Source organism: Kluyvera chengduensis (assembly GCF_044197065.1).
GTDB classification, from domain to species: domain Bacteria; phylum Pseudomonadota; class Gammaproteobacteria; order Enterobacterales; family Enterobacteriaceae; genus Kluyvera; species Kluyvera ascorbata_C.
Map to the genome: position 1 here is coordinate 56,430 of NZ_JBIQOI010000009.1, position 26,610 is coordinate 83,039.

Sequence of the window (26,610 nt, forward strand, 5' to 3'; positions counted from 1 at the left end):
CCGGAAAATAAACATTCCGCTGTGAGCGCTTCGTAATAATCAGGAAGGTTGTTCCACTTTTACCGTCCTGTGCTGGCTCACGCGAGGGATCTGGAACCACGGCAGGAAAATCTGAATCAGCGGGCCAATCGCCAGTGCATACAGCACGGTCCCGACGCCAAACGTCCCGCCCAGCAGCATGCCGATGACCAGCACGGAGAGTTCAATCGTCGTGCGAATACGGCGAATAGGCCAACCGGTGCGGGCGTGAATCCCGGTCATTAAGCCATCTCGCGGCCCCGCGCCAAAGCCTGCGCCAATATACATGCCGGTCGCCATACCGTTTAGCACCACCGCCAGCAGCAGCAGCACGCCGCGAACCCAGAGTGATTCCAGCGGCGGCATCAGAGACAGCGTGGCGTCTGCCGCCAGCCCCAACACAATCACGTTGCTGATGGTGCCAAGCCCCGGTCGCTGGCGCAGCGGTATCCATAGCAGCAGCACGGCGGCGCCGGTCAGAATCATCACCATGCCAATATCAAGAGACGTCAGCCCGGAAACGCCGAGGTGGAAAACGTTCCACGGATCGGCGCCGAGATTGGCGCGGACATAAACGGCGGTCGATACTCCGTAGAGTATTAACCCAATGTAAAGCTGAATCAGGCGGCGTAGCATGGGCACCTCGGCCTATCGAAAGAGGCTTCCATCATCGGTAAAAATGGCATTATGATTAATGACCAGTTTTTAAAAAGTGGACTGCTCCGATGCTTCGACGTTCTGCCACCCAATCTTTAGTTCGCCTGCTGGGCCACTGGCAGGACGGCCCTTCCCCGACGCCGCTATGGCGACAGCTTACCGACGCGCTGCGGCTGTTGATTCTGGATGGCCGGTTGCCACTGGGCACCCGTCTTCCGGGCGAACGGGAATTTGCCAGCGCGCTGGGCGTCAGCCGCACCACCATTGCCAGTGCGCTCGCGCAGCTGCGCGACGAAGGCTACGTGCAGAGTAAACAGGGCAGCGGTTCAACGGTGATGCTCAGCGCCGAAGGCTATCAGCGCGCGCCACGTATGCCGACAACGCCGACGCTGGATATGTCCACCGCCGCGCTGGCTGCGGGCGCGGAAATTCATCAGGCCTACAGCCATGCGCTGGCGGCCCTACCCGGCTATCTCAACAATACCGGCTATGACCAGCATGGATTGCCCGCCCTGCGTGAAGCCATTGCCCAGCGCTACTGCGCGCGCGGGTTGCCGACGCATGCCGATGAGATCATGTTAGTTAACGGTGCGGTCAGCGGGCTGGCACTGATTCTGCGTTACCTTACGGGGCCTGGCGATCGAGTGGTGGTAGAAACCCCCACCTATCCGCTGGCTATTTCCGCCATTGAAGGGGCGTCCTGCCGCCCGGTGGCCTTACCGATGCCTGATAAAGGCTGGGACACCGACGGTCTGGCGGCCATTATCGCCCAGACCGCGCCGCGGCTGGCGTATCTGATGCCCGATTTTCAAAATCCTACCGGGCAGTGCATGGACAGCGCAACGCGGCAAGTCATCGCTGACCTCTCGGCCCGTACCTGCACCACGCTCGTGGTCGACGAAACGATGGTGGATTTATGGTACAACGCCCCGCCACCACCGCCGCTGGCAGCGTTTAATCGCGATGCGCCGATCGTCACCGTGGGCTCAACCGGAAAAAGCTTCTGGGGTGGGCTGCGTCTGGGCTGGATCCGTGCGTCATCGCGCACCATCGCGGCGCTCATTCAGACCCGCGATACGCTCGATTTAGGCTCGCCGCTGCTGGAGCAGTTGGCAACCTGCTGGCTGCTGGAGAATGAACATCATCTGCTCCCTGAACGGCGGCGTTTGCTGACGGCACGGCGCGACATGTGCGCGGCGCTGATGCGAGAATATTTTCCGCAGTGGAAATTTGTTCTGCCGGAAGGCGGGCTGTCATTCTGGGTTGAGCTGCCGGAAATGATGGCCACTCGGTTTGCCGCACGGGCGGAGGCCAGCGCAATTCATCTTGGGGTAGGAACGCGATTTGGTCTGGCAGGAAGTGGTGAGCGTAACTTACGCATTCCCTTTACGCTGGACGACGAAATCCTGCGCCGCGCTTTTTCGACATTACAGCCGATATGGGCAACGTTAGCAGGCCAGCATGGCGCAAATAAAATGCGGAAAATAATTTAACCGCGCGCAGGGGAAGAACATTCCCAATCACATAACCGGCCCGAAAATTTATATTCTTTAAAGTAATAGAGTGCTGCTAAAGAATATATTAGTGCTGCGGAGGGGTCGGAAAGCCTTTCAGGGAAATAACGAAAGATTCTCCCTCTTTTTTAATCTTAGCACCGGTATCGCACCAGTCTGAGGCAATACGAAAGAATTCATCGCTGCCAACATTCCAGTTGAGAAGAACATGCTTCACGTAGCCTGAACGTAACAGATCGCAGGCTTCACTATAGTTACACGCTATCGACGTTTGCTGTTTCATTTTCTCTTCTTCAGGATTTTACGTAACGCTTTGATTTCTTTAGGCGATAATGGAGCTACATCTTCTTCCGTATGCTGGCTATCGATGTCATCTTCACAAACGCCCGCCTCTTCTTCCGCTGCAAACCCGAGCAGCAGCAGTTTTTCTGCCGCAGCGCCTAAAGTCAGGCCATGGACCTCGGCAAAGTGGCGAAGTCTCTCTTTTACTGTTTCATCAATTTTTACGTTGAGCACTGCGACTGTCATGTGAACTCCTTCCGGTAAAGACGCATCGTCCATACACGGTTTGTGTTAACAAATTCCGCGAAACGACGCTGTCCAAAATGGTTTTTGTATTATTTCTGTAATAACTAATACATGAAACCAACAGCACATTCCAGAAATATATTTATAACACAATGAGTAATATAAATACCCAATGTTAATTTAAAACCAATTTATGACAAATAAATGACAGTATTATTACAGACAGATGAATATTAATTGAATGCGGAAAAGGAAAATCGGTGAATAACCACAATAAATTCAGGGATGAGTTTAGTCTGAACGGAGATTTTTTTGCGGAAGCAGAATTGGGTGGGGGCCCTGCCAGCTACATCCCGGCACACGCGTCATCTGCCCTGGCTGCTTCCTTCCGGACCTGACCTGGTGAACAGAGTAGCGTTGCGGGAGAACCAACAGGGCCCCCATTGAGAGCGTTGTTATCCAACGCGCTGGCGCATTATCACTGCTGAGGCAGTCAAATGCAAGCCATCCGCTACTGCCTGCTGGATTCTTGCGCAATCCGCCCTTCACAGGGGCCATCGAGCTGATTATGCTGAAGGTTCTGTCTTCAGGAACTCACTATGGACGATTTTGGCACTTTCCCTCAACGCGTATGGCAAATCGTAGCTTCCATTCCGGAAGGCTACGTCACGACTTACGGCGAGATCGCTCGACTGGCAGGCTCGCCACGGGCTGCGCGCCAGGTGGGCGGCGTCCTGAAACGACTGCCGGAGGGTTCCACGCTGCCGTGGCATCGTGTGGTGAACCGGCACGGCGTCATTTCACTGACCGGCCCGGATTTACAGCGCCAGCGCCAGGCGCTGCTCTCTGAAGGGGTGCAGGTTTCGGGAAGCGGACAGATTGATATGCAGAAGTATCGCTGGAACTACTAGCCGCTGTAGGCCGGATAAGGCAACGCCGCCATCCGGCAATATGCGCCGTAATTGCCTGATGGCGCTTCGCTTATCAGGCCTACAAAACTACGCGGGATCGCCGCAAAAAAATGCCCTCACAAGGAGGGCATTTGCATTTATGGAACCTGTACTGGAGAGGTGTCCTGAACCGGAACCGGCGTTTGCTGTACCGGCACCAACGTCAGGTCGGATTTGGTGCCGCCATGGTTGATAACCTCTTGCACGGTATCGGTAATAAAGACCAGCTTATCGTTGATGGTCACCGCCGCACTCAACAGGATACGGGCATTTGGCTGGATATCTGCCGGGTTATACGGCAGCACAAAGCTAAACGGCGCCTGTTTACCTTCGGTACGCGTCACTTTTTGTGACAGGACTTTCGATGGTGCATCGGCCAGCGAGGCATCGGACAGGGTGACGGTCAGCACGGCATCCGGTGGCAGCGCCACTTTCTGGCGGATCCACACGTTACCGGAAACGTTCGGCCCCTGTATGGCCTGAGTAGCCGCAGCTGCTTCTGGCGCTGGTGTCTGATTCTGACTTTGCTGGTGCGTATTCGCACAGCCCGCCAGGGCCAGTGCAATCGCCAAACCGCTTAAGATCGGCACGAGTTTCATTAGCATTCTCCTTATTGCTCACCCATATTGAGCAAAATTTCTCAATTGAGTGACAACGCTTTAACAAACGTAACCGCTTTAGTGTGGCACATCTTTCACATGATTGCCTACAAACGCCCCATTATTCAGACAATTGAACCCATCGGACCACTGGCGAAACTACGTTATAATGAGAATATTCACCTGCAGCTGTGACCGTAAAATATAGAGGGTATCAATGAGCCAAGCGCTTTCTAATCTGCTGACGTTGTTAAATCTGGAAAGAATTGAAGAAGGGCTGTTCCGCGGCCAGAGTGAGGACCTGGGTCTGCGTCAGGTCTTTGGCGGCCAGGTCGTCGGCCAGGCGCTGTATGCAGCAAAAGAGACCGTCCCTGCCGATCGACTGGTGCACTCCTTCCACAGCTACTTCCTGCGTCCTGGCGACAGCCAGAAGCCTATCGTTTATGACGTTGAGGTGCTGCGCGATGGCAATAGCTTCAGCGCGCGCCGCGTGGCGGCTATCCAGAACGGTAAGCCGATTTTCTATATGACCGCCTCCTTCCAGGCACCGGAATCCGGTTACGAGCATCAGAAAACCATGCCAGTCGCCCCATCTCCGGATGGCCTGCCCTCGGAAACCGACATCGCCCGCTCGCTGGCACATCTGCTACCACCGCAGGCCAAAGAGAAGTTTCTCTGCGATAAACCGCTGGAAATTCGCCCGGTAGAGTTCCATAACCCGCTAAAAGGCCATATTGCAGAACCGCGCCGCCAGGTGTGGATGCGCGCCAACGGTACCGTATCGGATTCACTGCATATTCATCAGTATCTGCTGGGCTATGCTTCAGACTTCAACTTCCTGCCGGTTGCCCTTCAGCCGCACGGTGTAGGCTTCCTTGAGCCGGGTATGCAGGTTGCGACCATTGACCACTCAATGTGGTTCCATCGTCCGTTTAATATGAACGAATGGCTGCTCTATAGCGTTGAAAGTACCTCCGCCTCCAGCGCGCGCGGCTTTGTGCGCGGCGAGTTCTACACGCAGGATGGTGTTCTGGTGGCTTCGACGGTGCAGGAAGGGGTGATGCGTAACCGCAACTAACAGGCCACGCCCGTGCAAAGGCGCGGGCGTAACGTTAAGTAAGCGTTTGATTAATGGATGATACGGCTCAGCAGCGTGCTAATGCGCGGCAGGCGTTTTTTCTTGTCGAACGGCTTAACGCCAGTTGCACGGCAGTGGCTGCAGTAGCAGTCGAATGCATCGCGGGCGGCAATCGTCAGCTCTTTCGCATCTCCGGCGATAAACGTCGCTCGGCGGTCGGTGTTCAGAAACTCGCCGCGAAACATTTCAATAATGGGGTCGTATTTAACGCGGGCTTTGTGACCATCGATAAATAATGTGCTGGTATGCATTCAAAACGTTCCTTGAATTGTTGTGCCATCCTGGCGCGGGTAACGCTGAGTTTGCCCGCAAATCTCCGCCGATGAAATCGACGGGGTGGAAGAATACTCTGCGGCGAAAAAGATAAACAGTTGTTTTAAGTAAAATGCTTTTACTGAGACGTATGTAATTACTTACGGTTCGTAATGTTTTACAGACACCACGCCATCCTATAGCGTGATGGATATCACAAAAAACATTGGCAATGCCGCATAAATAACAAACCCGCACGCAGGCGGGTTAAATAACAGTCAGAGTAATTTTTTCAACTTCTGATGCCTTCCCGGGGTCGGCGTGACCGCCTCGCCCGGGCTACCTGGATTAGGCGTTGTAGGCGTTCTCGCCGTGGCTGTTCACGTCCAGACCTTCGCGTTCCTGGTCTTCCGGTACGCGCAGACCGACGGTCAAATCTGCCACTTTGTAGCCGATGAAGGCCACGACGCCGGACCAGACGATGGTGATAGCGATACTTTCAAGCTGTACCAGAACCTGGTGGCTCATGGTTACGCCCTCCGCATAGCCGACACCGCCAAGCGTGGTAGAAGCAAAGATACCGGTCAGGATACAGCCGATAATGCCGCACACGCCGTGAACACCGAACACGTCACATGGGTCATCCACACGCAGCCAGCGTTTCAGGGAGGTGACACCCCACAGACCCGCCAGACCTACGACGATACCCAGAATCAACGCGCCGCCGACACCGATGTAACCGCACGCTGGGGTGATACCGACCAGGCCTGCAATCGCACCGGAACAGGCGCCCAGCAGAGAAGGCTTGCCGCGCAGCGCCCACTCACCGAATACCCAGCCAAGAATAGCCGCAGCGGTGGCGACGACGGTGTTGACGAAGGCCAGACCGGCAATTTCGTTGGCCGCACTCGCGGAACCGGCGTTGAAGCCAAACCAGCCAAAGTAGAGGATCGCAGTACCGATAAACACCATCGGCAGGTTGTGCGGCTTGAACGCTTCTTTGCCGAAGCCCACGCGTTTGCCAATCAGGTAAGCACCGACCAGACCTGCCACCGCAGCGTTAATATGCACTACCGTACCGCCCGCAAAGTCGAGCGCACCATGGCTTGCCAGCAGACCGCCGCCCCAGACCATGTGCGCAATCGGCACATAGGAGAGGGTCAGCCAAATCACCACGAAAATGAGCACTGCTGAGAAGCGAATACGCTCCGCCAGCGCGCCGACAATCAACCCCACGGTGATACAGGCGAAGGAGCCCTGGAACGCCACGTGGATATACTGATAGAACGAGCCCATCAGATCCGTAATCTTAATATTTTTCAGCATCACCCAGTCGAAGCTGCCGAAGAAGCTGCCGCCGGTACCGAAAGCCAGCGAGTAGCCGTAAACGACCCACAGCACACAGACAACGGCGAAGGTCACCGCCACCTGCGTCAGCATAGAGAGCACGTTCTTGCCGCGGATCAGTCCGCCGTAGAACAGCGCAATCCCCGGGATGGTCATAAACAGCACCAGCGCGGTACACAGCATCATAAAGGCGTTATCGGCTTTATCCACCACCGCCGGTGCCGCCATTGCCAGACCCGGCAACAGCGCCAGCGCGCTCAACCCCGTTTTTACCATTGTTTTTTTCATCATCTCGATCCCTATCACTGTGCTGGCTGGGAATTACAGCGCCGCTTCGTCGGCTTCGCCGGTACGAATACGGATTACGCGCTGCAGTTCGGCGACAAAAATCTTACCGTCGCCAATTTTTCCGGTGTAAGCGGCTTTGCTAATCACATCGACGACTTCATCAAGCTGATCATCGGCGATAGCCACATCAATCTTTACTTTCGGCAGGAAGTTGACGCTGTATTCCGCACCACGATAAAGCTCTGCATGACCCTTCTGACGACCGAAGCCTTTCACTTCTGTCACCGTTAAGCCCTGAATGCCAATGGAAGACAGCGCTTCGCGAACGTCTTCAAGTTTGAATGGTTTGATTACCACGGTAACCAGCTTCATAGATCCCCTCCAGTCAGAATTCGGTAATGGCTGCGAACACGTAATAGATAAAGCAAGGGTCATGCCAGAAATGAAAACAGCGCGGGTTATTGGAGAACATCAGGGTTTATGGCGGCGAAATCGGGGGAGTAAAAAGAAAAACGCACCATGCGGGTGCATGATGCGTGTCACAACGGCAATCTGTTAGAAAAATGCCTGACGGTGGTGCATTACGCGGTCAGTGCATCATCCTGGGCGCTGGCAGCCAGCTCTTCACCGGCCAACTGTAGCTGATACATCTGCCAGTATCGTCCTTTGGCTTCAAGCAGTTGCTGGTGATTACCCTGCTCCACAGCCTGTCCACGGTGAAGCACCATAATGGTATCTGCCTCTACAATGGTCGACAGACGGTGGGCAATAACCACCAGCGTGGTGTGCTGGCGTACCGCAGCCAGCGCGTGCTGTATGGCGCGTTCGGTGCCGGAGTCAATATTGGCGGTCGCCTCATCCAGAATCAGCACCTGCGGGGTCTCCACCAGTACGCGGGCCAGCGCCAGCAGCTGCTTCTGCCCGACGGACAGGTTGTTACCCTGCTCGCCCAGATGCGTATAGATACCGTCACTCATGCCTCGCGCCAGCTCCGCCAGCTGCACCGTTTCCAGTACCTGCCAGACCTGCGCCTCGCTGATATCACGCCCCAGCGTGACGTTCGCGAAGAAAGAGTCGGCCAGCACGACGGGATCTTGTTGCACCACGGCGATGCCCTGTCGCAGCACCTGATGACTCAGACTCTGAAGCGGGCGGCCGCCAAGGCGGATTTCGCCTGAGTCAGGGGGATAGTAGCCCATCAACAGGCTGGCGAGCGTACTCTTGCCGCTGCCGGTGTGCCCGACCAGCGCCACAAAGCTCCGCGCCGGAATAGATAGCGAAATGTTTTGCAGCACCAGTTTGTTGTCACGATAAGCAAAGGAGACATCATCGATATCGATATCCCCACGCTCCAGCGGCGCAAGATCGTGCCCGTACTGCTGACGCGGGCGATCCATCAGTTCAAAGACGCGCTCGCCGGCGACGACCGCCTGTTGCAGCATCGACTGCTGGGTCGTCAGTTCGATCAGCGGCTCGTTAAGGCGACCCAGATAGCTAATAAAGGCGTACAGCACCCCGACTTCAATCGTCCCCTGCGAGCTAAAGCCAAACAGCATCAGCAGGCCGCACAGCACCAGCGTGGAGAACAAGCTCAGTAGCGGGCGCAGCAAGAAACCGTCCAGACGCAGCGTCTGCATACGCGCCAGATAGTGCGAGCGGCTCACTTCACCAATACGTTCACCAAAGCGTACCTGCTGACGGAACTGCTGAATCACGCTCATGCCGTTGATAACTTCGTTGAAGCCATCGTTGATATCCGCCAGATAAGCACGAACGCGCCGCACGATTGGCGTGCTGTAGCGCTGATAAATCACCATCACGATCATCACCGCCGGGAAGATAGCCATCGCCACCAGCGCCATGCGCCAGTTAAGGCTGAACATCGCCACCAGCATCGCCCCGATAAGCGCGGCGCTGCGCAGCACCGTCGCCACCACCGTGACGTACAGGTCGCGGATCACTTCGGTGTCGTTGGTCACGCGAGAGATAAGCTGCCCAACCGGCTGAGTATCAAACTCGCTCAGCGGCTGGCGCAGCGCAGCATCCATCACATCGCTTCGTAGCTGTTGCACCACGCCGACCGCCGCGCGGTTAAACAGCAGCGACTGGCTGTAGTGCAGCGAGGCGGCCAGCAGTTGCAGGCCAACATAAGCCGCGGCCAGCCCGGCAACCGTACCCAGCGGCAGGCTGTTTTTCGCCACCATGTTGTCAATAAAGTAGCTAATCAGCAGCGGCCCGCTCACCTCCGCGGCGGCGGCGACCCACAGCATCACCACCGCAATCGACAGCGGTTTACGCCACGGCGAGCCGTAGGCCAGCAGTCGCTTCAGGGTAGGCCACAGTTGCCCGAAACTACGCATCTGTCACCTCCGATTTGTCTTCTTCCGGTACGTCGTTCAACGCGGCCTCAAGCTGTTGATAACGGTGCATATCGCGATACCAGCCCTGTTCTGCTGCCAGCTGTTCATGCCGACCGCGCTGGGCGATATGCCCATGTTGCATAACAATAATTTCACTGGCATCCGAGAGTGCCGAAAGGCGATGAGCGCTAATGATGACCGTGCGCCCCTCTCCCCACTGACGCAGGTTATGCAGGATCTGGTGCTCCGTGCGGCCATCGACCGCCGACAATGCATCGTCGAGGATCAATATTTCTGCCTCCAGCAGCAGCGCGCGCGCAATAGAGATACGCTGTTTCTGCCCGCCAGAGAGCATCACACCGCGCTCACCCACTTCAGTGTCGTAACCCTGCGGCAAACGCAGAATATCTTCATGCACGCAGGCAAGACGCGCCGCATGCTCAATCTCTTCCTGCGTGGCGCTCGGGTTGCCCAGCGCGATATTGCTGGCCACCGTGTCGGAAAAGAGGAACGGCGTCTGGCTCACCACCGCCAGGCGGCTACGCCAGGCATCGAGTTGCAATTGGCGCAAAGGAATATCATGGAAGCGGATTTCACCTTCATCCACGTCAAAATGGCGCTGTATGAGCGACAGAATGGTCGATTTCCCCGAGCCCGTTGGCCCGCAGATACCGAGCATATGGCCCGGTTTAAGAGTCACGTTGACATCACACAGCGTCGGCTTATCGGTTTGCGGATAGCTAAAGCGCTCAATCGCCAGCGCCAGCGTTCCGCGGCCTTCAGGCACCGTCTGAGTGCCGTCATCCACCACCGGCGCTTCCGCCAGCAGCGTGCGAATACGGCTATAGGCGGCACTGCCGCGTTCCACGATATTGAACATCCAGGCCAGCGCGAGCATGGGCCAGATCATCAGGCCGAGGTACATCATAAAGCTGGTCAGTTCGCCGAGCGTGAGTTCGCCCTGCATCACCATCCAACTGCCGCCAGCAATCGCCAGCAGGTTTGCCATCCCGATGGCGATATAGATGGTGGGGTCAAAGCGCGCGTCAATGCGCGCTACGCGCATATTCTTCACCCCGGTGTCTGCCGCATCGGCGGCAAACTGCGCGGACTGCCTATCTTCCAGACCAAACGCTTTGATCATGCGGATGCTGGTCAGGCTCTCCTGAGTACGATCGTTAAGGCTGGAGAACGCCGCCTGCGCCACCTTGAAACGTTCGTGCAGCAGGTTACCGTAGCGATGGATAACCAGCGCCATAATCGGCATTGGCACCAGCGCCAGCAGGGTCAACTGCCAGCTTAGCTGCGTGGACATCACAATCAGCACCGCACAGCCCATGACGAGCGAGTCCACCAGCGTCAACACTCCTTCCCCGGCGGCAAACACCACCCGGTCGACGTCATTGGTGGCGCGCGCCATCAGGTCGCCGGTACGGTGACGCAGGTAAAACTCCGGATGCTGACGGCTAAGCTGGTGATAGAAATCTTCACGCAGTTCAACGGCAAGCTGGTAGGAAGCGCCAAACAGCAGCACGCGCCAGACGTAGCGCAGCAGGTAGACCACCACGGCAATCAGTACCATGGTGCCAATCCACATCATCACTTTCCCAGCGCTGAAGTGGTGTTGTGACACGCCATCCACCACAATCCCCACCACCTTGGGCGGGATAAGCTGCAGTATGGCGATGATAATCAGCAGGGAAACAGCGCCGAGATAGCGCCGCCATTCCCGGCGGAAGTACCAACTTAATTGAGCAAATAATCGCACGCGATAAAATCCTGAACGTCGATTCTCTTCGTCCTGTGCTGCCGCCCTGGCAACCTGAAGGGCAAAGAGAAAATCCCAGAGAAAGTGTTATTCGATGGGGAGAGCTGTGGTGTATTTAATCTGTTCCATCGCAAAGCTTGAGGTGACATCCGACAGTCCGGGGACGCGGTTCACCAGGCTTTTATAAAAATCATCGTAGCGTTTCATGTCCGCCACCTGGACGCGCATCAGGTAGTCATACTCCCCGGCCATGCGCCAGAAGCCCAGTACTTCGGGCATTTGCGTCACTTCGCTCACAAAAAGGCTGTACCAATCGCTGCTGTGGTGCTGGGTCTTTATCAGCACAAATGCCGTTAACCCAAGCCCAAGCTTTTCGGCATCCAGTAGCGCGACGCGTCCAAGCAGAACACCGTCGTCTTCCAGACGTTTTAGCCGTTTCCAGCACGGTGTGGTGGTCAGATTAACGGCATCCGCGAGTGCCTGCAAAGAGAGCGTGCAGTCATTTTGTAGTAGGGCCAGGAGCTTTCGGTCAATTTTATCTAACATTTCGGTCTCGGAGAGAAAATTTTTCTATCTTAATTCTATTTTAAAGGTCAGATGGCAACAAATTTTTCTGCACTTTTCGCTAAGCTAGGCACAAAATGACAAACGGAAAATAATGATGAATAGCACCTGGGTCAAACACGCCATCAGCGAAATTAACGCCGACTACCAACGCAGTGCCGACACGCATTTAATCCGCCTGGCGCTGCCCGCCTTTCCCGGTATTCAGCTCTATCTGAAAGATGAAAGCACGCACCCGACCGGCAGCCTCAAGCATCGTCTGGCGCGCTCGCTGTTCCTTTACGGCCTGTGCAACGGCTGGATCAAAGAAGGCACCACCATTATTGAGTCATCATCTGGCTCAACGGCGGTTTCCGAAGCCTACTTCGCTCGCCTGCTCGGCCTGCCGTTTATTGCGGTAATGCCGTCCTGCACGGCAAAACGCAAGATAGAACAGATTGAGTTTTACGGCGGCCGCTGCCACTTCGTTGAGAGCGCGTGTGAAATTTACGCCGCTTCCGAAACGCTGGCCCGCGAGCTGAACGGCCATTATATGGATCAGTTCACCTACGCTGAGCGGGCCACCGATTGGCGCGGCAACAACAATATTGCCGACAGCATTTTCCGCCAGATGTCTCACGAGCCCAACCCGGTACCGGCGTGGGTGGTGATGAGCGCGGGCACTGGCGGCACGTCTGCCACCATTGGCCGCTATATTCGCTGTCAGGGCTATGAAACGCAGCTGATGGTCGTGGACCCGGAAAACTCGGTGTTTATGGACTACTGGCAGCACCGCGATGTGAATCTTCGCGGGAGCGTCGGCAGCAAAATTGAAGGCATTGGTCGCCCGCGCGTCGAGCCGTCATTTATCCCTGACGTGGTAGATAACATGCTGCGCGTACCGGATGCCGCAAGCGTCGCCACCGCTCAGTGGCTGGAAACGCAGCTTGGCCGTAAGGTTGGCGCCTCTACCGGGACGAATATGTGGGGCGCGTTGCAGTTAGCCGCTCAGATGCGCGATGAAGGAAAAACCGGCTCCATCGTGACGCTGCTGTGCGACAGCGGCGAGCGCTACCTGGATACCTACTACAACCCTGAATGGGTGGCGAAGAATATCGGCGACACCGCGCCGTGGCAGCAGGCTATCAATACCCTGCTCGGGAAATAAAAAAAGCCAGGCATCAACTGAGCCTGGCTTGCTGGAAGGTCTCTCTATTCGGGGGAATAAGGAAGATTAGGTGTGTCCAGCCAATGAGTTAAATAGTGGGAAACCGCCTGATTTTTGCAGTTTCCGATAATCGGCAGATGGGGAAGCGCCGCTTTAAGCTGCCCCATCGCATTACCCATGATCACGCCACGCCCGACAAGCCCCAGCATTTCACGGTCATTCATCGCATCGCCAAAAGCCATGCACTCGTCCATGCCCACGCCCAGATGACGGCTCAGCACCGACAGCGCCGCGCCTTTATTACTGCCAAGCGGCAGGACTTCCAGACAGTCGACGGCGGAGAAGCAGATATCGGCTCGCTTATCGAACGCTTCGACTAGCTGAATTCGCAGGCGGCAGAGATCGTCGTGATCCCCGCAGAAGCAGATCTTTGTCACCTGATGCGCTGGCATCATGCGCAGGTTACGAAGCTGATAGCGGAAACCGCTATAGACGTGCGCCTTGAGCATTTCCGGAATTTCACGACCGGTAAACCAGCCGCTATCGTTAAAGACATGCATGCTGGCCTGCGTATCCCAGTGGGTATGCAGCACCTCTTCCGCCACTTCCGGTGCGAGATCGCTACGGTGCAGCACTTCACCCTGCTGGGTATGAATACGCGTACCGTTGCCGGTTATCAGGAAGGCATTCAGCGACAGCTTCTCCACCAGCGGACGCATTTCCAGCACGTGGCGGCCGGTGGCAAAGGTCAGCGTGATGTTCCGCTCGCGCAGGCGCTTCAGCACCGCCACGGTTCTCTCGCCTAAACGATGGTCTGGCATCAAAAGGGTGCCATCCATATCAAATGCTGCCAGTCTTGCCATCTTTTATCCCGCCTGTGATCGCGCTCTCTTGCCACGTAGTATCTGCTGGGATATACGGAAGTAATACTGAATAGTTGATATTTATTGTTCCGGGTTTCTATGCGCCAGTTAAATCGTTTAAATCAGTTCCAGCGACTGTGGCTACCGTCGCAGGGGGAAGATCAGCAAGTCACTATCGCCGAACTGGCTGCCCGCTGTTTTTGCAGCGAGCGCCACGTGCGCACCCTGCTGCGTCAGGCACAAGCGGCAGGCTGGCTGAGCTGGCAGGCGCAGTCCGGACGCGGCAAGCGCGGACGGTTGCAGTTCCATACCGCGCCGGAAACGCTGCGTAATGAAATGATGGAAACAGCGCTGAACCGCGGCGAACAGCACAACGCGCTGGAGCTGGCGCAGATTGCCCCGGTTGAGCTACGGGCGCTGCTGCATCCGTTTCTCGGCGGCCAGTGGCAAAACAATACACCAACGCTGCGTATTCCCTACTACCGGCCGCTTGAGCCGCTACACCCCGGTTTTCTGGCCGGACGCGCGGAGCAGCACCTTGCCGGGCAGATATACTCCGGCCTGACCCGCTTCAACCACGAGGCTTCACAGCCGCAGGGCGACCTGGCACACCACTGGTCCGTGTCCGACGATGGGCTGTGCTGGCAGTTCTATATCCGCTCGACCCTGCACTGGCACAACGGCGATGCCGTTGAAACCGAGCAGCTTCGCCGACGATTATTGATGCTGCTGGAATTGCCCGAACTGGCGAAGCTCTTTTCCAGCGTAAAAGTGATTACCCAAACGCATCCACAGTGCCTGACCTTTACGCTCCATCACCCGGACTATTGGCTACCGCACCGGCTGGCGAGCTACTGTAGCGTGCTGGCGCACCCGGACAAACCGTCACAGGGAACCGGTCCGTTTATGCTGAAAATTTTTGAGCCGGAACTGGTGCGTATTGAAAGTCACCATCAATACCATCATAGCCATCCATTGCTGCAAGCCATTGAATACTGGATCACACCGCAGCTTTTTGAGCAGGGGCTCGGCACCAGTTGCCAGCATCCGGTGCAAATCGCTATCGGCAAACCCGAGGAGCTTGGCGAGCTTCGCCTGGTGAGCCACAGTATCAGCCTGGGATTCTGCTATCTGGCGCTGCGTCAGAGCCCACGCCTGAGCGCTGCCCAGGCGCAGCGGGTCATTGCGCTGATTCACCGCTCTGGTCTGTTGCAAAGCCTGCCGCTGGGAGAAAACCTCATTACTCCAAGTCAAGAGATGCTGCCCGGCTGGGACATCCCACTGCCAAAAGAACCGCCCGACGTTGCCCTGCCGTCCCATCTGACGCTTCTCTATCATCTACCGGTGGAACTGCACACCATGGCCGAAGAGCTCAAAACCGCGCTGGCTCGTCTTGGCTGCGAGCTGACGGTGATTTTTTATGATGCAAAAAGCTGGACCGGTTGCCCGGACCTGCCGCAGGCAGATCTGTTTATGGGCGACCGCCTGATTGGCGAGATGCCGGAATACGCGCTGGAGCAGTGGCTTCGCTGTGATGCGCTATGGCCCGCGCTGTTTACCGAGCAACAGTCCCATCGCGTTCGCCTGGCGCTGGATGAAGCGCAATCGCTGCCGGATGATACTCAGCGCGTCGCCGCCCTGAAGACTATTTTTACCCGCCTGATGAGTGAAGCCATGCTGACACCGTTGTTTAACTATCAATACCAGGTCAGCGCGCCACCGGGGGTTAACGGCATTCGTCTGAACGCGCGCGGCTGGTTTGATTTTTCCGCCGCCTGGTTGCCTCCGACCACGCGGTGAAGAAGCTGGTCGCCACGCGCCGCAGGCGTTACCATAGCGGCTTTTAGAATCACAGACAGGAAAAGCCATGAAACGTGCCGTTGTCGTCTTTAGCGGTGGACAAGATTCCACAACATGCCTGGTGCAGGCGCTGCATCAATATGATGAAGTTCACTGCGTCACGTTTGATTATGGCCAACGCCATCGCGCTGAAATTGACGTTGCCCGTGAACTGGCGCTGACCTTGGGCGCTCGCGCGCATAAAGTGCTGGACGTCACCCTGCTCAATGAACTGGCGGTCAGCAGCCTGACTCGCGACAGCATCCCCGTACCGGACTACGAACCGGATGCCGACGGCATTCCAAATACCTTCGTACCGGGGCGCAATATTCTGTTCCTGACGCTGGCGGCTATTTATGCCTATCAGGTAAAAGCGGAAGCCGTCATTACCGGCGTCTGTGAAACCGACTTCTCCGGTTATCCGGACTGTCGCGATGAGTTCGTGAAGGCGCTGAACCATGCGGTCAGCCTGGGCATGGCAAAAGACATTCGCTTTGAAACGCCGCTGATGTGGCTCGACAAAGCCCAGACCTGGGCACTGGCTGACTACTGGGACAAACTAGAACTGGTACGCACCGAGACGCTCACCTGCTACAACGGTATCAAAGGTAATGGCTGCGGCCACTGCGCGGCCTGTAATCTACGCGCCAACGGGCTCAATCATTATCTGGCGGATAAGCCAGGGGTGATGGCAGCAATGAAGCAGAAGACCGGTCTGAAATAGGTCTGGCGTTATTCCCGGGGTCGCTTGCGCTCACCCGGGCTACCGTCCCGGGCCTGACGTTTACGCCGCCCCGGGACAAGCATATTACTCAACCATCGCTTCCAGATGCTCCCGCAACTCTCCTTCCAGCGCCAGCGCCTTCTGCGTTTTCAGGTCGATACAGACAAAGGTAATCAGCGCGTCGGCAACCACCTGTCCTTCAGGCTCCAGCGTTACCACCTGACTTAACACACCGCTTTTCCCATTCAGTTGTTGTACCTTGCTGGTCACCGTTAGCAGGTCGCCCAGCACCGCCGGGCGACGGTAGTTAATATTGATGTTCACCACCACAAAGGCAATGTGGTGCGCGCTCATCCACTGGAACCCCGCGCTGCTCTCCAGCCCATCCCAGCGGGCCTCTTCGAGAAACTCCAGATAACGGGCGTTGTTAACGTGCTGATACACGTCCAGGTGATAACCGCGAACTTTGATTTGTGTCTGCATAGCGCCATAGCCTTATTATTTTGTTTTATACATAGAGTCAGAGGTCACACCACTGGTATGACCTCTTTAGTCTGGCAAATTTTCAGACGAGTGCAAACACCTTGTGCAATTTAAAGCGTGAGGTGGGCCAGATTACGCTCAACGAGTGAACTACCCATGCCCGGAACCTGTTTGAGATCGTCCACCGTTTTGAACGGGCCGTACTCTTCGCGATAGCTGACAATAGCCTGTGCTTTTTTCAAACCCACGCCGTTCATTGCCTGCGCCAGCGCTTCGGCCGAAGCGGTATTGATGCTGACCCTGGTGCCTTCATCTTCCGCCGTTTTACCCGCAGGCACGGCTTTCGTCTGCTCTGCGACATCTGCGCTGGCTTTTACCTGCGTTGCCTGCGTTTTCGCAGACGCTGGCTGTGCCGCCTGAACGCTAAAGCTCATTCCCACACACGCCAATACTGCCGCCATAACAGACATTTTGATTCCACGTTTCATATTGATTTCTCCTTGTTGATTGATAGCGAAAGCACCATAACGGTTAGCGCGCCACGGTTCAAAAGGCAGATTTCAAATGTGGAAAAGGCCGCGAAAGCGGCCTTTGATTTGTTCATCGCATTACAAAAATATGCGAAGCGAATTCCGATTATTGCTGCTGGTCGATGATATCGCCGAGCTTAATCTTCGCGGATTTACGCAGGTTGTTCATCATCGCTTCGAAGGCGATTTGCGCGTTATTCTGGGTAATGCCCTGAACCATCGCTTTCTTCTGCGCTTCCGGCATTTCGCCCGCTTTCACTTCGTCCAGCGCCAGCAGAACCACGTTGCCCTGCATATCGTTGCCGATACCGTAGCTTGGTTTGTCTTTCTGCGGCAGCGGCAGCGCGAAGGCAGCCTGACTCAGCGGATCCTGACCGGCACGGCTCAGAGTTTTGCTGGCGCTAAAGGTCAGACCCGCCGCTTTCATCGCGTCGTCGCCCTTACCGTCTTTCAGCGCGACAAGCAGTTTTTCAGCATCCAGTTTGGCCTGCTGTTCTGCTTTGCTGTGCTTAACGATGTCGGTCACCTGTGCTTTCACGTCGGCCAGTGGTTTCACCGCTTCAGCTTTGTGCTCGCTCACGCGAATAACGAAGGCACGGTCACCGTCAACGGTGATAATGTCAGAGTTGCTGCCCGGCATGCCGTTCTCACCAACCAGACCGCCGTTAAAGATAGCGTCGGATACCGGCTTGAAGTTCAGCTCTGCTGGCAGGCTGTTACGGTCAAACCAACCGGTCTCAACTGCTTTCACGCCAGCCGCCTGCTCTGCGCCTGCCAGAGAGTCGTTGTCGTTGCTCGCCGCATCGCTCACCTTCTGCTGCAGTGCATAGTAAGCGTCGAGAGATTTTTCCTGCTTCACTTTGTCTGCGATGTCGCTACGTACGTCTGCCAGCGGTTTCACTACGGCAGCCTGAACGTCATCCAGGCGCGCGACCAGGAAGCCCACGGAAGATTTGATAACGCCTGACAGCTGGCCTTTCTCTTTCAGACCGGCATTTTTCAGTTCATCAGGCGTAGTAGACGCTTCCAGCCAACCCATGTCACCGCCGTTACGCGCAGAGATGATGTCGGCAGATTTCTCTTTCGCCAGCGTGGCAAAATCAGCGCCCTTGTTCAGCGCATCCAGAACCGCTTTCGCATCGGCTTCGGTTTTGGTCTGAATCACGCTGAAGCGCTCGCGCTGCGGCTGAGTGAACTGATCCTGATGCTGATCGTAGTAGGACTGGATTTCGTCGTCAGTGACAGGCTCGCTCATGGAGGTCGCGTCCAGCTTGATATAGCTCACGCGGAACTGTTCCGGTGCGACAAACTGGCTCTTGTTCTGCTCATAGTAGCTCGCCACTTCCTGGTCAGAAACCTGCTGTTTCGCCGCCAGTGCATTCACGTCGATAGTGGCTTCGCGAACCAGACGCTGCTGAGCAACCAGTTCAGCCAGTTGATCGGTTTCACCTGGCAGCATGAAGTCAGTACCCGCCACGGCGTTAATCAGCTGCTGAGTAGTTAGCTGGTTACGCAGCGCCTGCGCGTATTGATCGGCCGTCATGCCCATCTGACCCACCAGCGCGTTGTAGCGGGTGTTATCAAATTTGCCGTCGGTCTGGAACGCCGGGGTAGCGAAAATCGCTTTGCGCACCTGCTCATCGCTGATGCCAAGGCCTAATGTCTTCGAATACTGGTCAAGCAGCGATTCGTCAATCAGGCGATTCAGCACCTGCTGGCGCATAGATTTGATGTAGTTTTCGTTGGCTGCCAGCTCTGAGTACTGGTCGCCAAGCTGCTGCTGCATGCGGTTACGCTCGCTAGCAACGGCATTTTCAAACTGGGCGCGGCCAATTTCCTGGCCATTCACTTTCGCGGCAAAATTATTGTTACCGCCGATCAGGTAACCACTCACGCCGGTCAAAATGAACGACACGATAATGAGACCGAAAATGACTTTGATCACGACGCTGTTGGCTGCCGTGCGTAAATTGTCCATCATGGTGTAACAACACTCCGCTGTAGGTGACAAATACCTCGTGCAGCATAGCACGTGTGGCCGCTATTTTGACAAGAAACCGGGGCGCTTGTCAGCATGACACCGAATATAAACGCTTAAAAGTACACAATAAGCCATAAAAAAAGGCACATCAGATGATGCGCCCTTGTACTGTGCCACATTCCCTACGAGGGAAAGCGATCAGTTTACCGCGTCTTTCAGTGCTTTACCTGCACGGAACGCTGGTACTTTAGCAGCGGCGATAGTGATCTCTTTACCAGTTTGAGGGTTACGGCCAGTACGGGCAGCACGCTCTTTAACAGCAAAGGTACCAAAACCTACCAGTGCAACATCATCCCCGGCTTGCAGAGATTCAGTAACAGAAGCAATTAAAGCATCTAACGCACGTCCAGCTGCAGCTTTGGAGATATCCGCGCCAGCAGCAATCTTGTCAATCAGTTGAGATTTATTCACTGTTCTCTTCCTCTCTTTATTATTTATATCGCACCGGAGTCCTTCGCGGTGCAATCGCGGAGCAGTTATATCAGGACTCCCATGCCCTTACAACACCCGTCGTCTTAGACACACCTGCCAGCCGTCTAAATTAGCGAGACAAAAAAAGGCTGGCAAGTCAGTTTACGCTTGCCAGCCTTATATTTATTAACGCTCTTTGCGCGAGGTCACTATTTTGCGCTTACAACCTGCATGCCAGACGGCTCATTTTGCAGCGCCAGCGCCAGAACTTCCTCAATGCGCTTAACCGGATGAATCTCCAGATCGGCCAGAACGTTGTCTGGAATCTCTTCCAGATCGCGTTTGTTCTCATCAGGAATCAGAACAGTCTTAATACCACCACGGTGCGCCGCGAGCAGTTTTTCCTTCAGACCGCCGATTGGCAGCACCAGGCCACGCAGGGTAATTTCCCCTGTCATCGCCACGTCTGCACGCACCGGGTTACCGGTCAAACAGGAAACCAGCGCGGTACACATCGCGATACCCGCACTTGGACCGTCTTTCGGCGTCGCCCCTTCCGGTACGTGAACGTGAATGTCGCGTTTTTCGTAGAAATCTGGGTTGATACCCAGTTTTTCTGCGCGCGCACGTACCACGGTCAGCGCTGCCTGAATGGACTCCTGCATGACTTCACCCAGAGAACCGGTATAAGTCAGCTTGCCTTTACCCGGTACACAGGCGGTTTCAATGGTCAGCAGGTCGCCGCCCACCTCTGTCCACGCCAGACCGGTAACCTGACCCACGCGGTTTTCTTCATCGGCGCGACCGTAGTCGAAGCGCTGAATGCCGAGGAAATCATGCAGGTTGTCGCCGTTAATCTCGATGTGCTTCAGATCTTTATCCAGCAGCAGCTGTTTAACCGCTTTACGGCACAGCTTCGAGATTTCACGTTCCAGGCTACGGACGCCCGCTTCACGGGTGTAGTAACGAATGATGCCAACAATCGCACTGTCATCAACCGTCAGCTCGCCTTTTTTCAGCGCATTACGTTCAATCTGCTTCGGCAGCAGGTGACGTTTCGCGATGTTCAGCTTCTCGTCTTCGGTATAACCGGACAGACGGATCACTTCCATACGGTCCAGCAGCGGCGCTGGAATGTTCATGGAGTTCGAGGTCGCCACGAACATCACGTCGCTGAGATCGTAATCCACTTCCAGGTAGTGATCGCTGAACGCCACGTTCTGTTCTGGATCAAGTACTTCCAGCAGAGCAGAGGCCGGGTCACCGCGCATGTCCGAAGACATTTTGTCGATTTCATCGAGCAGGAACAGCGGGTTTTTAACGCCCACTTTCGCCATTTTCTGGATCAGTTTACCCGGCATAGAGCCGATGTAAGTACGACGGTGACCGCGGATTTCCGCTTCGTCACGCACGCCGCCCAGCGCCATACGAACGTATTTACGCCCGGTCGCTTGAGCAATGGACTGACCCAGAGAGGTTTTACCCACACCAGGAGGCCCTACCAGGCACAGGATTGGCCCTTTCAGCTTGTTCACACGGCTTTGAACCGCGAGGTACTCAAGAATACGGTCTTTGACGCGCTCGAGGCCATAATGGTCGGTATCGAGGATTTCCTGCGCCTGGCGAAGGTCTTTTTTGACCTTGCTGCGCGTATTCCACGGCACCTGCACCATCCAGTCGATATAACCGCGAACCACGGTGGCTTCAGCTGACATCGGCGACATCATTTTCAGCTTCTGCAGTTCGGCTTCGGTTTTCTCTTTGGCCTCTTTCGGCATTTTCGCTGCGTCGATCTTACGCTTCAACGCTTCGTTTTCGTCAGGAACTTCGTCCATCTCGCCGAGTTCTTTCTGAATAGCTTTCATTTGCTCGTTCAGATAGTACTCACGCTGGGATTTCTCCATCTGCTTTTTCACGCGGTTGCGAATGCGCTTCTCAACCTGCAACAGATCGATTTCTGACTCCATCATCGCCATCAGATATTCCAGGCGCTCGTTGATGTCAGACATCTCCAGAACAGACTGTTTATCTGCCAGCTTCAACGGCATGTGGGCCGCGATGGTATCAGCCAGGCGTGCAGGATCGTCGATGCTGTTCAGCGACGTCAGCACTTCTGGTGGGATTTTCTTGTTCAGTTTGATATAGCCTTCAAACTGACCAATCGCTGTGCGTACCAGTACTTCCTGCTCACGCTCTTCAATGGCCGGCGACTCAAGGTACTCAGCTTTCGCGGAGAAGTGTTCGCCGTTATCAGAGAGCGTAGAAATACGCGCACGCTGCAACCCTTCGACCAGTACTTTAACCGTACCGTCAGGCAGCTTCAGCATTTGTAAAATAGAGGCCACGGTCCCGACGGTGAAAAGATCGTTTACACCCGGCTCATCCGTTGAAGCATCTTTCTGCGCGACCAGCATGATTTTTTTATCATGATCCATGGCCGCTTCCAGACAACGGATAGATTTTTCCCGCCCTACAAATAAGGGGATGACCATGTGCGGATAAACCACCACATCGCGCAATGGCAATACGGGGATTTCAATGCGTTCAGAACGCTCAGGATTCATAGAGCTCTCTCTTAGTTTAGTGTCCGCCAGGTAAGCTGGTCATGCGACTGTGCTTCACACAACCATTAACATGTAACCAGTATATGGGGATGTATTCCACACATTCAACGCCATGAATACGGAAAAATAAAAGGGGAGATAAAATCCCCCCTTTTTGATTAACTGATTGTATGAACTGGTGAATTATTCGCCAGATGCCTGCTGCGCTTCCGGCTTGCCGTAAATCAGCAGCGGTTCGCTTTGACCGGCAATCACCGACTCGTCGATAACCACTTTCTCAACGTCTTCCATAGAAGGCAGATCGTACATGGTTTCGAGCAGCGCGGCTTCTACGATGGAACGCAGACCACGAGCACCGGTTTTACGCGCCATCGCTTTCTTGGCGATAGCGTCCAGCGCTTCGTCACGGAATTCCAGATCCACGCCTTCGAGGTTAAACAGCGCCTGATACTGCTTGGTCAGGGCGTTTTTCGGCTCTTTGAGGATCTGAATCAGCGCTTCTTCGCTCAGTTCGGTCAGCGTTGCAACTACCGGCAGACGGCCGATGAACTCAGGGATCAGACCAAATTTGATCAGATCTTCTGGCTCAACCTGGGTCAGCAGTTCGCCTTCGCTGGCTTTATCCGTTTTCGATTTCACCGTCGCGCCAAAACCAATACCCGACCCCGTTTCCACGCGGTTGCCGATCACTTTATCCAGACCGGCAAACGCGCCGCCGCAGATAAAGAGGATCTTAGAGGTATCAACCTGCAGGAACTCCTGCTGCGGATGCTTACGGCCACCCTGCGGCGGAACGGCCGCCACGGTGCCTTCAATCAGCTTCAGCAGCGCCTGCTGTACGCCTTCACCGGATACGTCGCGGGTGATTGACGGGTTGTCAGACTTACGAGAAATCTTGTCGATTTCATCGATGTAAACAATACCGCGCTGTGCTTTCTGTACGTCGTAGTCGCACTTCTGCAGCAGCTTCTGAATAATGTTTTCAACGTCTTCACCCACATAACCAGCTTCGGTCAGGGTGGTGGCATCGGCCATGGTGAACGGTACGTCCAGCAAGCGCGCCAGCGTTTCAGCCAGCAGCGTTTTACCGGAACCGGTTGGGCCAATCAGCAGAATGTTACTTTTGCCGAGCTCAACACCGTTGTTGGTATCACCGTTACGCAGACGTTTGTAGTGGTTGTAGACCGCAACGGCCAGCACCTTTTTCGCCTGTTCCTGACCGATAACGTAGTCATCTAAGTGGTGGCGAATTTCGTGTGGCGTCGGCAGAGCACTGCGTTCACGATGCGGCGCCACTTCTTTAATCTCTTCGCGAATGATGTCGTTACATAAGTCGACGCATTCGTCGCAGATATACACGGATGGGCCGGCGATGAGCTTACGCACTTCGTGCTGGCTTTTGCCGCAAAAAGAGCAGTACAACAGTTTGCCCGAGCCATCTTTGCGTTTATCTGTCATGAGTCAAAACCTCTTTTTAAGTTCTTTGTGCCGCATATGACGACGCAAATGCCATTCTTAAGCGCAAGCTGCTACGCAAGCGTTGTGCCGCCCTTAGTAGTATATACCGTGCAGCGGCACGTGCCGTCATGACATTAGTTACGCTGACTCAAAATTGAGTCAACCAGACCATACTCGACAGCTTCAGAAGCAGACAGGAAACGGTCACGTTCAGTGTCGCTCTCAATCTGCTCCAGCGATTTGCCGGTATGGTGCGCCATAAGCTCATTCATGCGTCCTTTCACCTTCAGGATCTCACGGGCGTGGATTTCGATATCCGTTGCCTGGCCCTGATAACCGCCCAGCGGCTGGTGAATCATTACGCGGGAGTTTGGCAAGCAGAAGCGCTTACCTTTTGCGCCTGCGGTCAGCAGGAACGCGCCCATAGATGCCGCTTGCCCCATACAAATGGTGCTGACATCCGGCTTGATAAACTGCATGGTGTCATAAATAGACATCCCTGCGGTAATCACGCCACCTGGGGAGTTGATGTATAAATAAATGTCTTTTTCCGGGTTTTCCGCTTCCAGAAACAGCATTTGCGCCACAATCAGGTTTGCCATGTGGTCTTCGACCTGACCGGTCAGAAAGATTACGCGCTCTTTAAGCAGACGGGAGTAGATATCAAAAGAACGTTCGCCACGTGAGGTCTGTTCAATGACCATCGGCACCAGGGCCATGTGGGGTGCAAAATTATCTCGTTCGCCACTGTATGACATTTCCGTCTCCTGGATAATAAATAAAATAGCCACAGCCTGCTAATTATAGAGATGCGGCGAGTGATTCGTTCCCTCAGTTATGGGTACGATCCTACCCTATTTCAAGCATAACAATATTTTGTTGATACGCTAACACCGAAAAGCCGTTTTATCACGCAAGCTTTGGTTATTGCTGCAATAAAAAAACCCGTCACCAAAAGGCAACGGGTTTTTTCTCAAAACCGTAAACCGGTAAGCGAAATTACGCCTGCTGGTTCATCAGTTCATTGAAGGAAGTTGCTTTTTCAGTCACTTTCGCTTTTTCCAGAACCGCTTCAACAGCCTGTTCTTCCAGAGCGACACTGCGCATGTTTTCCATCAGCTCTTTGTTTTTGCTGTAGAATTCAATAACTTCTTTCGGATCTTCGTAGGCAGAAGCCATTTCTTCGATCAGGGTAGCAACGCGTGCTTCGTCAGCTTTCAGCTCGTGGGTACGAATCACTTCGCCCAGCAGCAGGCCAACAACTACGCGGCGTTTCGCCTGCTCTTCGAACAGTTCGCGAGGCAGTTCCATCGCTTGCTGCTGGTTGCCACCGAAGCGCTGTGCAGCCTGGCGACGCAGAACGTCGATTTCGCTGTCGATCAGGGCAGCAGGAACGTCGATTTCGTTCGCTTTAACCAGACCTTCGATTGCCTGAGATTTAACGCGGTTACGTACCGCGCCTTTCAGTTCGCGTTCCATGTTTTTACGCACTTCAGCGCGCAGGCCTTCAACGGAACCATCTTCAACGCCGAAACGTTTGATGAATTCAGCAGTCAGTTCTGGCAGCTCACGCTCTTCAACTTTCTTCAGGGTAATCGCGAATTTAGCCGCTTTACCTTTCAGGTTTTCTGCGTGGTATTCTTCTGGGAAGGTGACGTCGATAACGAACTCTTCGCCTGCTTTGTGACCTTTGATACCGTCTTCAAAGCCTGGGATCATACGACCCTGACCCATTGCCAGTACGAAATCAGTCGCTTTGCCGCCTTCGAATTCTTCGCCGTCTACGGAGCCGGAGAAGTCAACGGTAACGCGGTCTTCAGCGTCAACAACGCCGTCTTTGTCTTTCCAGGTTGCCTGCTGCTTACGCAGAGTATCCAGCATGCCGTCAACGTCAGCTTCGGTCACTTCAACAACTGGTTTTTCAACTTCGATAGCGTCCAGACCCTGCAGTTCAACTTCTGGGTACACTTCGAATTCTACTGCGTAGGTGAAATCTTCACCCAGCTTGTATTCACCTGGAACGTAGTTAGGCGCGCCAGCTGGATTGATTTTCTCTTTGATGATCGCGTCAACGAAGTTACGGCTCATCAGGTCACCCAGCACGTCCTGACGCACGGAAGCGCCATAACGCTGAGCAACAACATTCATCGGTACTTTACCTTTACGGAAACCGTCAATGCGTACTTTTTTCGCTACGTTGACCAGCTCGCTTTTTACAGCGGTCTCGATGCTGTCAGCAGCGATAGTAATCGTTACACGGCGGCCAAGGCCCTGAGTGGTTTCAACTGAAACTTGCATCTTGTTACCTCAAAAAAATCACAGTGCTCGGTCAACTCTACTCCGCAAGCTCGAAAAGCTGGCGTTGCGGACCTGGGATGCTCTCGTAATCAATCACATTCCCTGTCGTCAGAATCATCCCGAAGACATTCCGAAAAATAAGACGCAGCATTATAGCGGCATCACTTTTATGAGTCGAGAACGGTTATCACGCGTTGCTGCGGCATTTTTCACAATTCCCGGCTAATTTTTGTCTGAACGCTGTCGAATGTGCTCAAAATTCAGACAAA

General features: G+C 54.8%; 25 protein-coding genes and 1 other RNA gene. 6 read left to right on the plus strand and 20 right to left on the minus strand.

Annotated features, from left to right (window positions below; translation table 11 throughout):
• Positions 1-39: 39 nt before the first annotated feature.
• Complete coding sequence (gene yczE, locus ACH1XZ_RS18995; protein ID WP_395596734.1) at positions 40-654, minus strand: membrane protein YczE; 615 nt, start codon at positions 652-654, stop codon at positions 40-42.
• An 89-nt stretch (positions 655-743) separates the two neighbouring features.
• Between yczE and yczR the strand changes: the two genes are divergently transcribed.
• A complete protein-coding gene (gene yczR, locus ACH1XZ_RS19000; protein ID WP_395596735.1) occupies positions 744-2,168 on the plus strand; it encodes a MocR-like transcription factor YczR in 1,425 nt (474 codons plus the stop codon).
• Between the two features lie 88 nt (positions 2,169-2,256).
• Here the strand turns inward: yczR and ACH1XZ_RS19005 are convergent, their stop codons facing one another.
• From ACH1XZ_RS19005 to ffs, 3 genes are all read right to left on the minus strand, one after another.
• Positions 2,257-2,472 carry a hypothetical protein gene (locus ACH1XZ_RS19005; protein ID WP_395596736.1) on the minus strand — a complete coding sequence of 72 codons (216 nt, stop codon included), beginning with the start codon at positions 2,470-2,472 and terminating at the stop codon, positions 2,257-2,259.
• Positions 2,469-2,717, minus strand: a complete 249-nt coding sequence (locus ACH1XZ_RS19010; RefSeq protein ID WP_395596737.1) for a hypothetical protein — start codon at positions 2,715-2,717, stop codon at positions 2,469-2,471. Before ACH1XZ_RS19010 ends, ACH1XZ_RS19005 begins: the two co-directional genes overlap by 4 nt.
• 337 nt (positions 2,718-3,054) lie before the next feature.
• Positions 3,055-3,151: signal recognition particle sRNA small type (gene ffs, locus ACH1XZ_RS19015), an RNA gene on the minus strand.
• 165 nt (positions 3,152-3,316) lie between these two features.
• On the opposite strand from ffs, the gene ACH1XZ_RS19020 reads away from it, so the two are divergent.
• Positions 3,317-3,628, plus strand: a complete 312-nt coding sequence (locus tag ACH1XZ_RS19020) for an MGMT family protein (RefSeq protein ID WP_395596738.1) — start codon at positions 3,317-3,319, stop codon at positions 3,626-3,628.
• Positions 3,629-3,765: 137 nt separating this feature from the next.
• Here the strand turns inward: ACH1XZ_RS19020 and ACH1XZ_RS19025 are convergent, their stop codons facing one another.
• Positions 3,766-4,266: a YbaY family lipoprotein gene (locus ACH1XZ_RS19025; protein WP_395596739.1), complete on the minus strand. Its 501-nt coding sequence runs from the start codon at positions 4,264-4,266 to the stop codon at positions 3,766-3,768.
• Positions 4,267-4,483: 217 nt separating this feature from the next.
• Here ACH1XZ_RS19025 and tesB point away from each other — a divergent pair, with 217 nt between their 5' ends.
• The gene (gene tesB, locus ACH1XZ_RS19030) at positions 4,484-5,344 is read left to right on the plus strand and encodes an acyl-CoA thioesterase II (RefSeq protein ID WP_395596740.1); all 861 of its coding nucleotides are present in this window, start codon (positions 4,484-4,486) and stop codon (positions 5,342-5,344) included.
• Positions 5,345-5,394: 50 nt separating this feature from the next.
• On the opposite strand, the gene ACH1XZ_RS19035 is transcribed toward tesB, so the two are convergent.
• The 6 genes from ACH1XZ_RS19035 to ACH1XZ_RS19060 all read right to left on the minus strand — a co-directional run bounded on the left by ACH1XZ_RS19035 (position 5,395) and on the right by ACH1XZ_RS19060 (position 11,965).
• The gene (locus ACH1XZ_RS19035; RefSeq protein WP_395596741.1) at positions 5,395-5,655 is read right to left on the minus strand and encodes a type II toxin-antitoxin system HicB family antitoxin; all 261 of its coding nucleotides are present in this window, start codon (positions 5,653-5,655) and stop codon (positions 5,395-5,397) included.
• 349 nt (positions 5,656-6,004) lie between these two features.
• Entirely contained in the window at positions 6,005-7,291 is a 1,287-nt protein-coding gene (gene amtB / locus ACH1XZ_RS19040) for an ammonium transporter AmtB (protein ID WP_395596811.1), read from the minus strand.
• A 33-nt stretch (positions 7,292-7,324) separates the two neighbouring features.
• Positions 7,325-7,663, minus strand: a complete 339-nt coding sequence (gene glnK, locus ACH1XZ_RS19045; RefSeq protein ID WP_004858743.1) for a P-II family nitrogen regulator — start codon at positions 7,661-7,663, stop codon at positions 7,325-7,327.
• 209 nt (positions 7,664-7,872) lie between these two features.
• On the minus strand, positions 7,873-9,651 hold the full coding sequence (locus ACH1XZ_RS19050) for a SmdB family multidrug efflux ABC transporter permease/ATP-binding protein (protein WP_395596742.1): 1,779 nt from the start codon (positions 9,649-9,651) through the stop codon (positions 7,873-7,875).
• Positions 9,644-11,419, minus strand: coding sequence for a SmdA family multidrug ABC transporter permease/ATP-binding protein (locus ACH1XZ_RS19055; RefSeq protein WP_395596743.1), 1,776 nt, complete (start codon positions 11,417-11,419; stop codon positions 9,644-9,646). Before ACH1XZ_RS19055 ends, ACH1XZ_RS19050 begins: the two co-directional genes overlap by 8 nt.
• Before the next feature lie 87 nt (positions 11,420-11,506).
• Positions 11,507-11,965 (minus strand): Lrp/AsnC family transcriptional regulator, encoded by a 459-nt coding sequence (locus ACH1XZ_RS19060; RefSeq protein ID WP_035895169.1) that lies wholly within the window; start codon positions 11,963-11,965, stop codon positions 11,507-11,509.
• A gap of 115 nt (positions 11,966-12,080) precedes the next feature.
• Between ACH1XZ_RS19060 and ACH1XZ_RS19065 the strand changes: the two genes are divergently transcribed.
• Positions 12,081-13,130: a PLP-dependent cysteine synthase family protein gene (locus ACH1XZ_RS19065; protein ID WP_395596812.1), complete on the plus strand. Its 1,050-nt coding sequence runs from the start codon at positions 12,081-12,083 to the stop codon at positions 13,128-13,130.
• A gap of 44 nt (positions 13,131-13,174) precedes the next feature.
• On the opposite strand, the gene cof is transcribed toward ACH1XZ_RS19065, so the two are convergent.
• Entirely contained in the window at positions 13,175-13,993 is an 819-nt protein-coding gene (gene cof / locus ACH1XZ_RS19070) for an HMP-PP phosphatase (protein ID WP_395596744.1), read from the minus strand.
• Between the two features lie 99 nt (positions 13,994-14,092).
• Between cof and ACH1XZ_RS19075 the strand changes: the two genes are divergently transcribed.
• Complete coding sequence (locus tag ACH1XZ_RS19075; RefSeq protein WP_395596745.1) at positions 14,093-15,793, plus strand: SgrR family transcriptional regulator; 1,701 nt, start codon at positions 14,093-14,095, stop codon at positions 15,791-15,793.
• A gap of 67 nt (positions 15,794-15,860) precedes the next feature.
• Positions 15,861-16,556, plus strand: coding sequence for a 7-cyano-7-deazaguanine synthase QueC (queC, locus tag ACH1XZ_RS19080; RefSeq protein WP_035895165.1), 696 nt, complete (start codon positions 15,861-15,863; stop codon positions 16,554-16,556).
• Positions 16,557-16,640: 84 nt separating this feature from the next.
• On the opposite strand, the gene ACH1XZ_RS19085 is transcribed toward queC, so the two are convergent.
• The 8 genes from ACH1XZ_RS19085 to tig all read right to left on the minus strand — a co-directional run bounded on the left by ACH1XZ_RS19085 (position 16,641) and on the right by tig (position 26,341).
• Positions 16,641-17,039 (minus strand): YbgC/FadM family acyl-CoA thioesterase, encoded by a 399-nt coding sequence (locus tag ACH1XZ_RS19085; protein ID WP_035895164.1) that lies wholly within the window; start codon positions 17,037-17,039, stop codon positions 16,641-16,643.
• A 110-nt stretch (positions 17,040-17,149) separates the two neighbouring features.
• Positions 17,150-17,527, minus strand: a complete 378-nt coding sequence (locus ACH1XZ_RS19090) for a helix-hairpin-helix domain-containing protein (RefSeq protein ID WP_395596746.1) — start codon at positions 17,525-17,527, stop codon at positions 17,150-17,152.
• 148 nt (positions 17,528-17,675) lie between these two features.
• Positions 17,676-19,550 (minus strand): peptidylprolyl isomerase, encoded by a 1,875-nt coding sequence (ppiD, locus tag ACH1XZ_RS19095; RefSeq protein WP_395596747.1) that lies wholly within the window; start codon positions 19,548-19,550, stop codon positions 17,676-17,678.
• Between the two features lie 198 nt (positions 19,551-19,748).
• Positions 19,749-20,021 carry a nucleoid-associated protein HU-beta gene (hupB, locus tag ACH1XZ_RS19100; RefSeq protein ID WP_035895161.1) on the minus strand — a complete coding sequence of 91 codons (273 nt, stop codon included), beginning with the start codon at positions 20,019-20,021 and terminating at the stop codon, positions 19,749-19,751.
• Between the two features lie 209 nt (positions 20,022-20,230).
• Positions 20,231-22,585 (minus strand): endopeptidase La, encoded by a 2,355-nt coding sequence (gene lon / locus ACH1XZ_RS19105; RefSeq protein ID WP_395596748.1) that lies wholly within the window; start codon positions 22,583-22,585, stop codon positions 20,231-20,233.
• 183 nt (positions 22,586-22,768) lie between these two features.
• The gene (gene clpX / locus ACH1XZ_RS19110; RefSeq protein ID WP_220439719.1) at positions 22,769-24,043 is read right to left on the minus strand and encodes an ATP-dependent protease ATP-binding subunit ClpX; all 1,275 of its coding nucleotides are present in this window, start codon (positions 24,041-24,043) and stop codon (positions 22,769-22,771) included.
• A 134-nt stretch (positions 24,044-24,177) separates the two neighbouring features.
• On the minus strand, positions 24,178-24,801 hold the full coding sequence (gene clpP, locus ACH1XZ_RS19115; protein ID WP_035894303.1) for an ATP-dependent Clp endopeptidase proteolytic subunit ClpP: 624 nt from the start codon (positions 24,799-24,801) through the stop codon (positions 24,178-24,180).
• Between the two features lie 241 nt (positions 24,802-25,042).
• The gene (tig, locus tag ACH1XZ_RS19120) at positions 25,043-26,341 is read right to left on the minus strand and encodes a trigger factor (protein ID WP_185667148.1); all 1,299 of its coding nucleotides are present in this window, start codon (positions 26,339-26,341) and stop codon (positions 25,043-25,045) included.
• Positions 26,342-26,610: the final 269 nt, after the last annotated feature.

What these genes read in the sequence shown, in the direction of transcription:
- lon (WP_395596748.1), bottom strand. Translation starts at nt 22,585, where the DNA reads ATGAATCCTGAGCGTTCTGAACGCATTGAAATCCCCGTATTGCCATTG.
- ACH1XZ_RS19025 (WP_395596739.1), bottom strand. Translation starts at nt 4,266, where the DNA reads ATGAAACTCGTGCCGATCTTAAGCGGTTTGGCGATTGCACTGGCCCTG.
- ACH1XZ_RS19060 (WP_035895169.1), bottom strand. Translation starts at nt 11,965, where the DNA reads ATGTTAGATAAAATTGACCGAAAGCTCCTGGCCCTACTACAAAATGAC.
- ACH1XZ_RS19020 (WP_395596738.1), top strand. Translation starts at nt 3,317, where the DNA reads ATGGACGATTTTGGCACTTTCCCTCAACGCGTATGGCAAATCGTAGCT.
- queC (WP_035895165.1), top strand. Translation starts at nt 15,861, where the DNA reads ATGAAACGTGCCGTTGTCGTCTTTAGCGGTGGACAAGATTCCACAACA.
- yczE (WP_395596734.1), bottom strand. Translation starts at nt 654, where the DNA reads ATGCTACGCCGCCTGATTCAGCTTTACATTGGGTTAATACTCTACGGA.
- tesB (WP_395596740.1), top strand. Translation starts at nt 4,484, where the DNA reads ATGAGCCAAGCGCTTTCTAATCTGCTGACGTTGTTAAATCTGGAAAGA.
- amtB (WP_395596811.1), bottom strand. Translation starts at nt 7,291, where the DNA reads ATGAAAAAAACAATGGTAAAAACGGGGTTGAGCGCGCTGGCGCTGTTG.
- ACH1XZ_RS19085 (WP_035895164.1), bottom strand. Translation starts at nt 17,039, where the DNA reads ATGCAGACACAAATCAAAGTTCGCGGTTATCACCTGGACGTGTATCAG.
- ACH1XZ_RS19090 (WP_395596746.1), bottom strand. Translation starts at nt 17,527, where the DNA reads ATGAAACGTGGAATCAAAATGTCTGTTATGGCGGCAGTATTGGCGTGT.
- ACH1XZ_RS19035 (WP_395596741.1), bottom strand. Translation starts at nt 5,655, where the DNA reads ATGCATACCAGCACATTATTTATCGATGGTCACAAAGCCCGCGTTAAA.
- cof (WP_395596744.1), bottom strand. Translation starts at nt 13,993, where the DNA reads ATGGCAAGACTGGCAGCATTTGATATGGATGGCACCCTTTTGATGCCA.
- ACH1XZ_RS19005 (WP_395596736.1), bottom strand. Translation starts at nt 2,472, where the DNA reads ATGAAACAGCAAACGTCGATAGCGTGTAACTATAGTGAAGCCTGCGAT.
- ACH1XZ_RS19075 (WP_395596745.1), top strand. Translation starts at nt 14,093, where the DNA reads ATGCGCCAGTTAAATCGTTTAAATCAGTTCCAGCGACTGTGGCTACCG.
- ppiD (WP_395596747.1), bottom strand. Translation starts at nt 19,550, where the DNA reads ATGATGGACAATTTACGCACGGCAGCCAACAGCGTCGTGATCAAAGTC.
- glnK (WP_004858743.1), bottom strand. Translation starts at nt 7,663, where the DNA reads ATGAAGCTGGTTACCGTGGTAATCAAACCATTCAAACTTGAAGACGTT.
- yczR (WP_395596735.1), top strand. Translation starts at nt 744, where the DNA reads ATGCTTCGACGTTCTGCCACCCAATCTTTAGTTCGCCTGCTGGGCCAC.
- ACH1XZ_RS19065 (WP_395596812.1), top strand. Translation starts at nt 12,081, where the DNA reads ATGAATAGCACCTGGGTCAAACACGCCATCAGCGAAATTAACGCCGAC.
- clpP (WP_035894303.1), bottom strand. Translation starts at nt 24,801, where the DNA reads ATGTCATACAGTGGCGAACGAGATAATTTTGCACCCCACATGGCCCTG.
- ACH1XZ_RS19050 (WP_395596742.1), bottom strand. Translation starts at nt 9,651, where the DNA reads ATGCGTAGTTTCGGGCAACTGTGGCCTACCCTGAAGCGACTGCTGGCC.
- clpX (WP_220439719.1), bottom strand. Translation starts at nt 24,043, where the DNA reads ATGACAGATAAACGCAAAGATGGCTCGGGCAAACTGTTGTACTGCTCT.
- tig (WP_185667148.1), bottom strand. Translation starts at nt 26,341, where the DNA reads ATGCAAGTTTCAGTTGAAACCACTCAGGGCCTTGGCCGCCGTGTAACG.
- ACH1XZ_RS19010 (WP_395596737.1), bottom strand. Translation starts at nt 2,717, where the DNA reads ATGACAGTCGCAGTGCTCAACGTAAAAATTGATGAAACAGTAAAAGAG.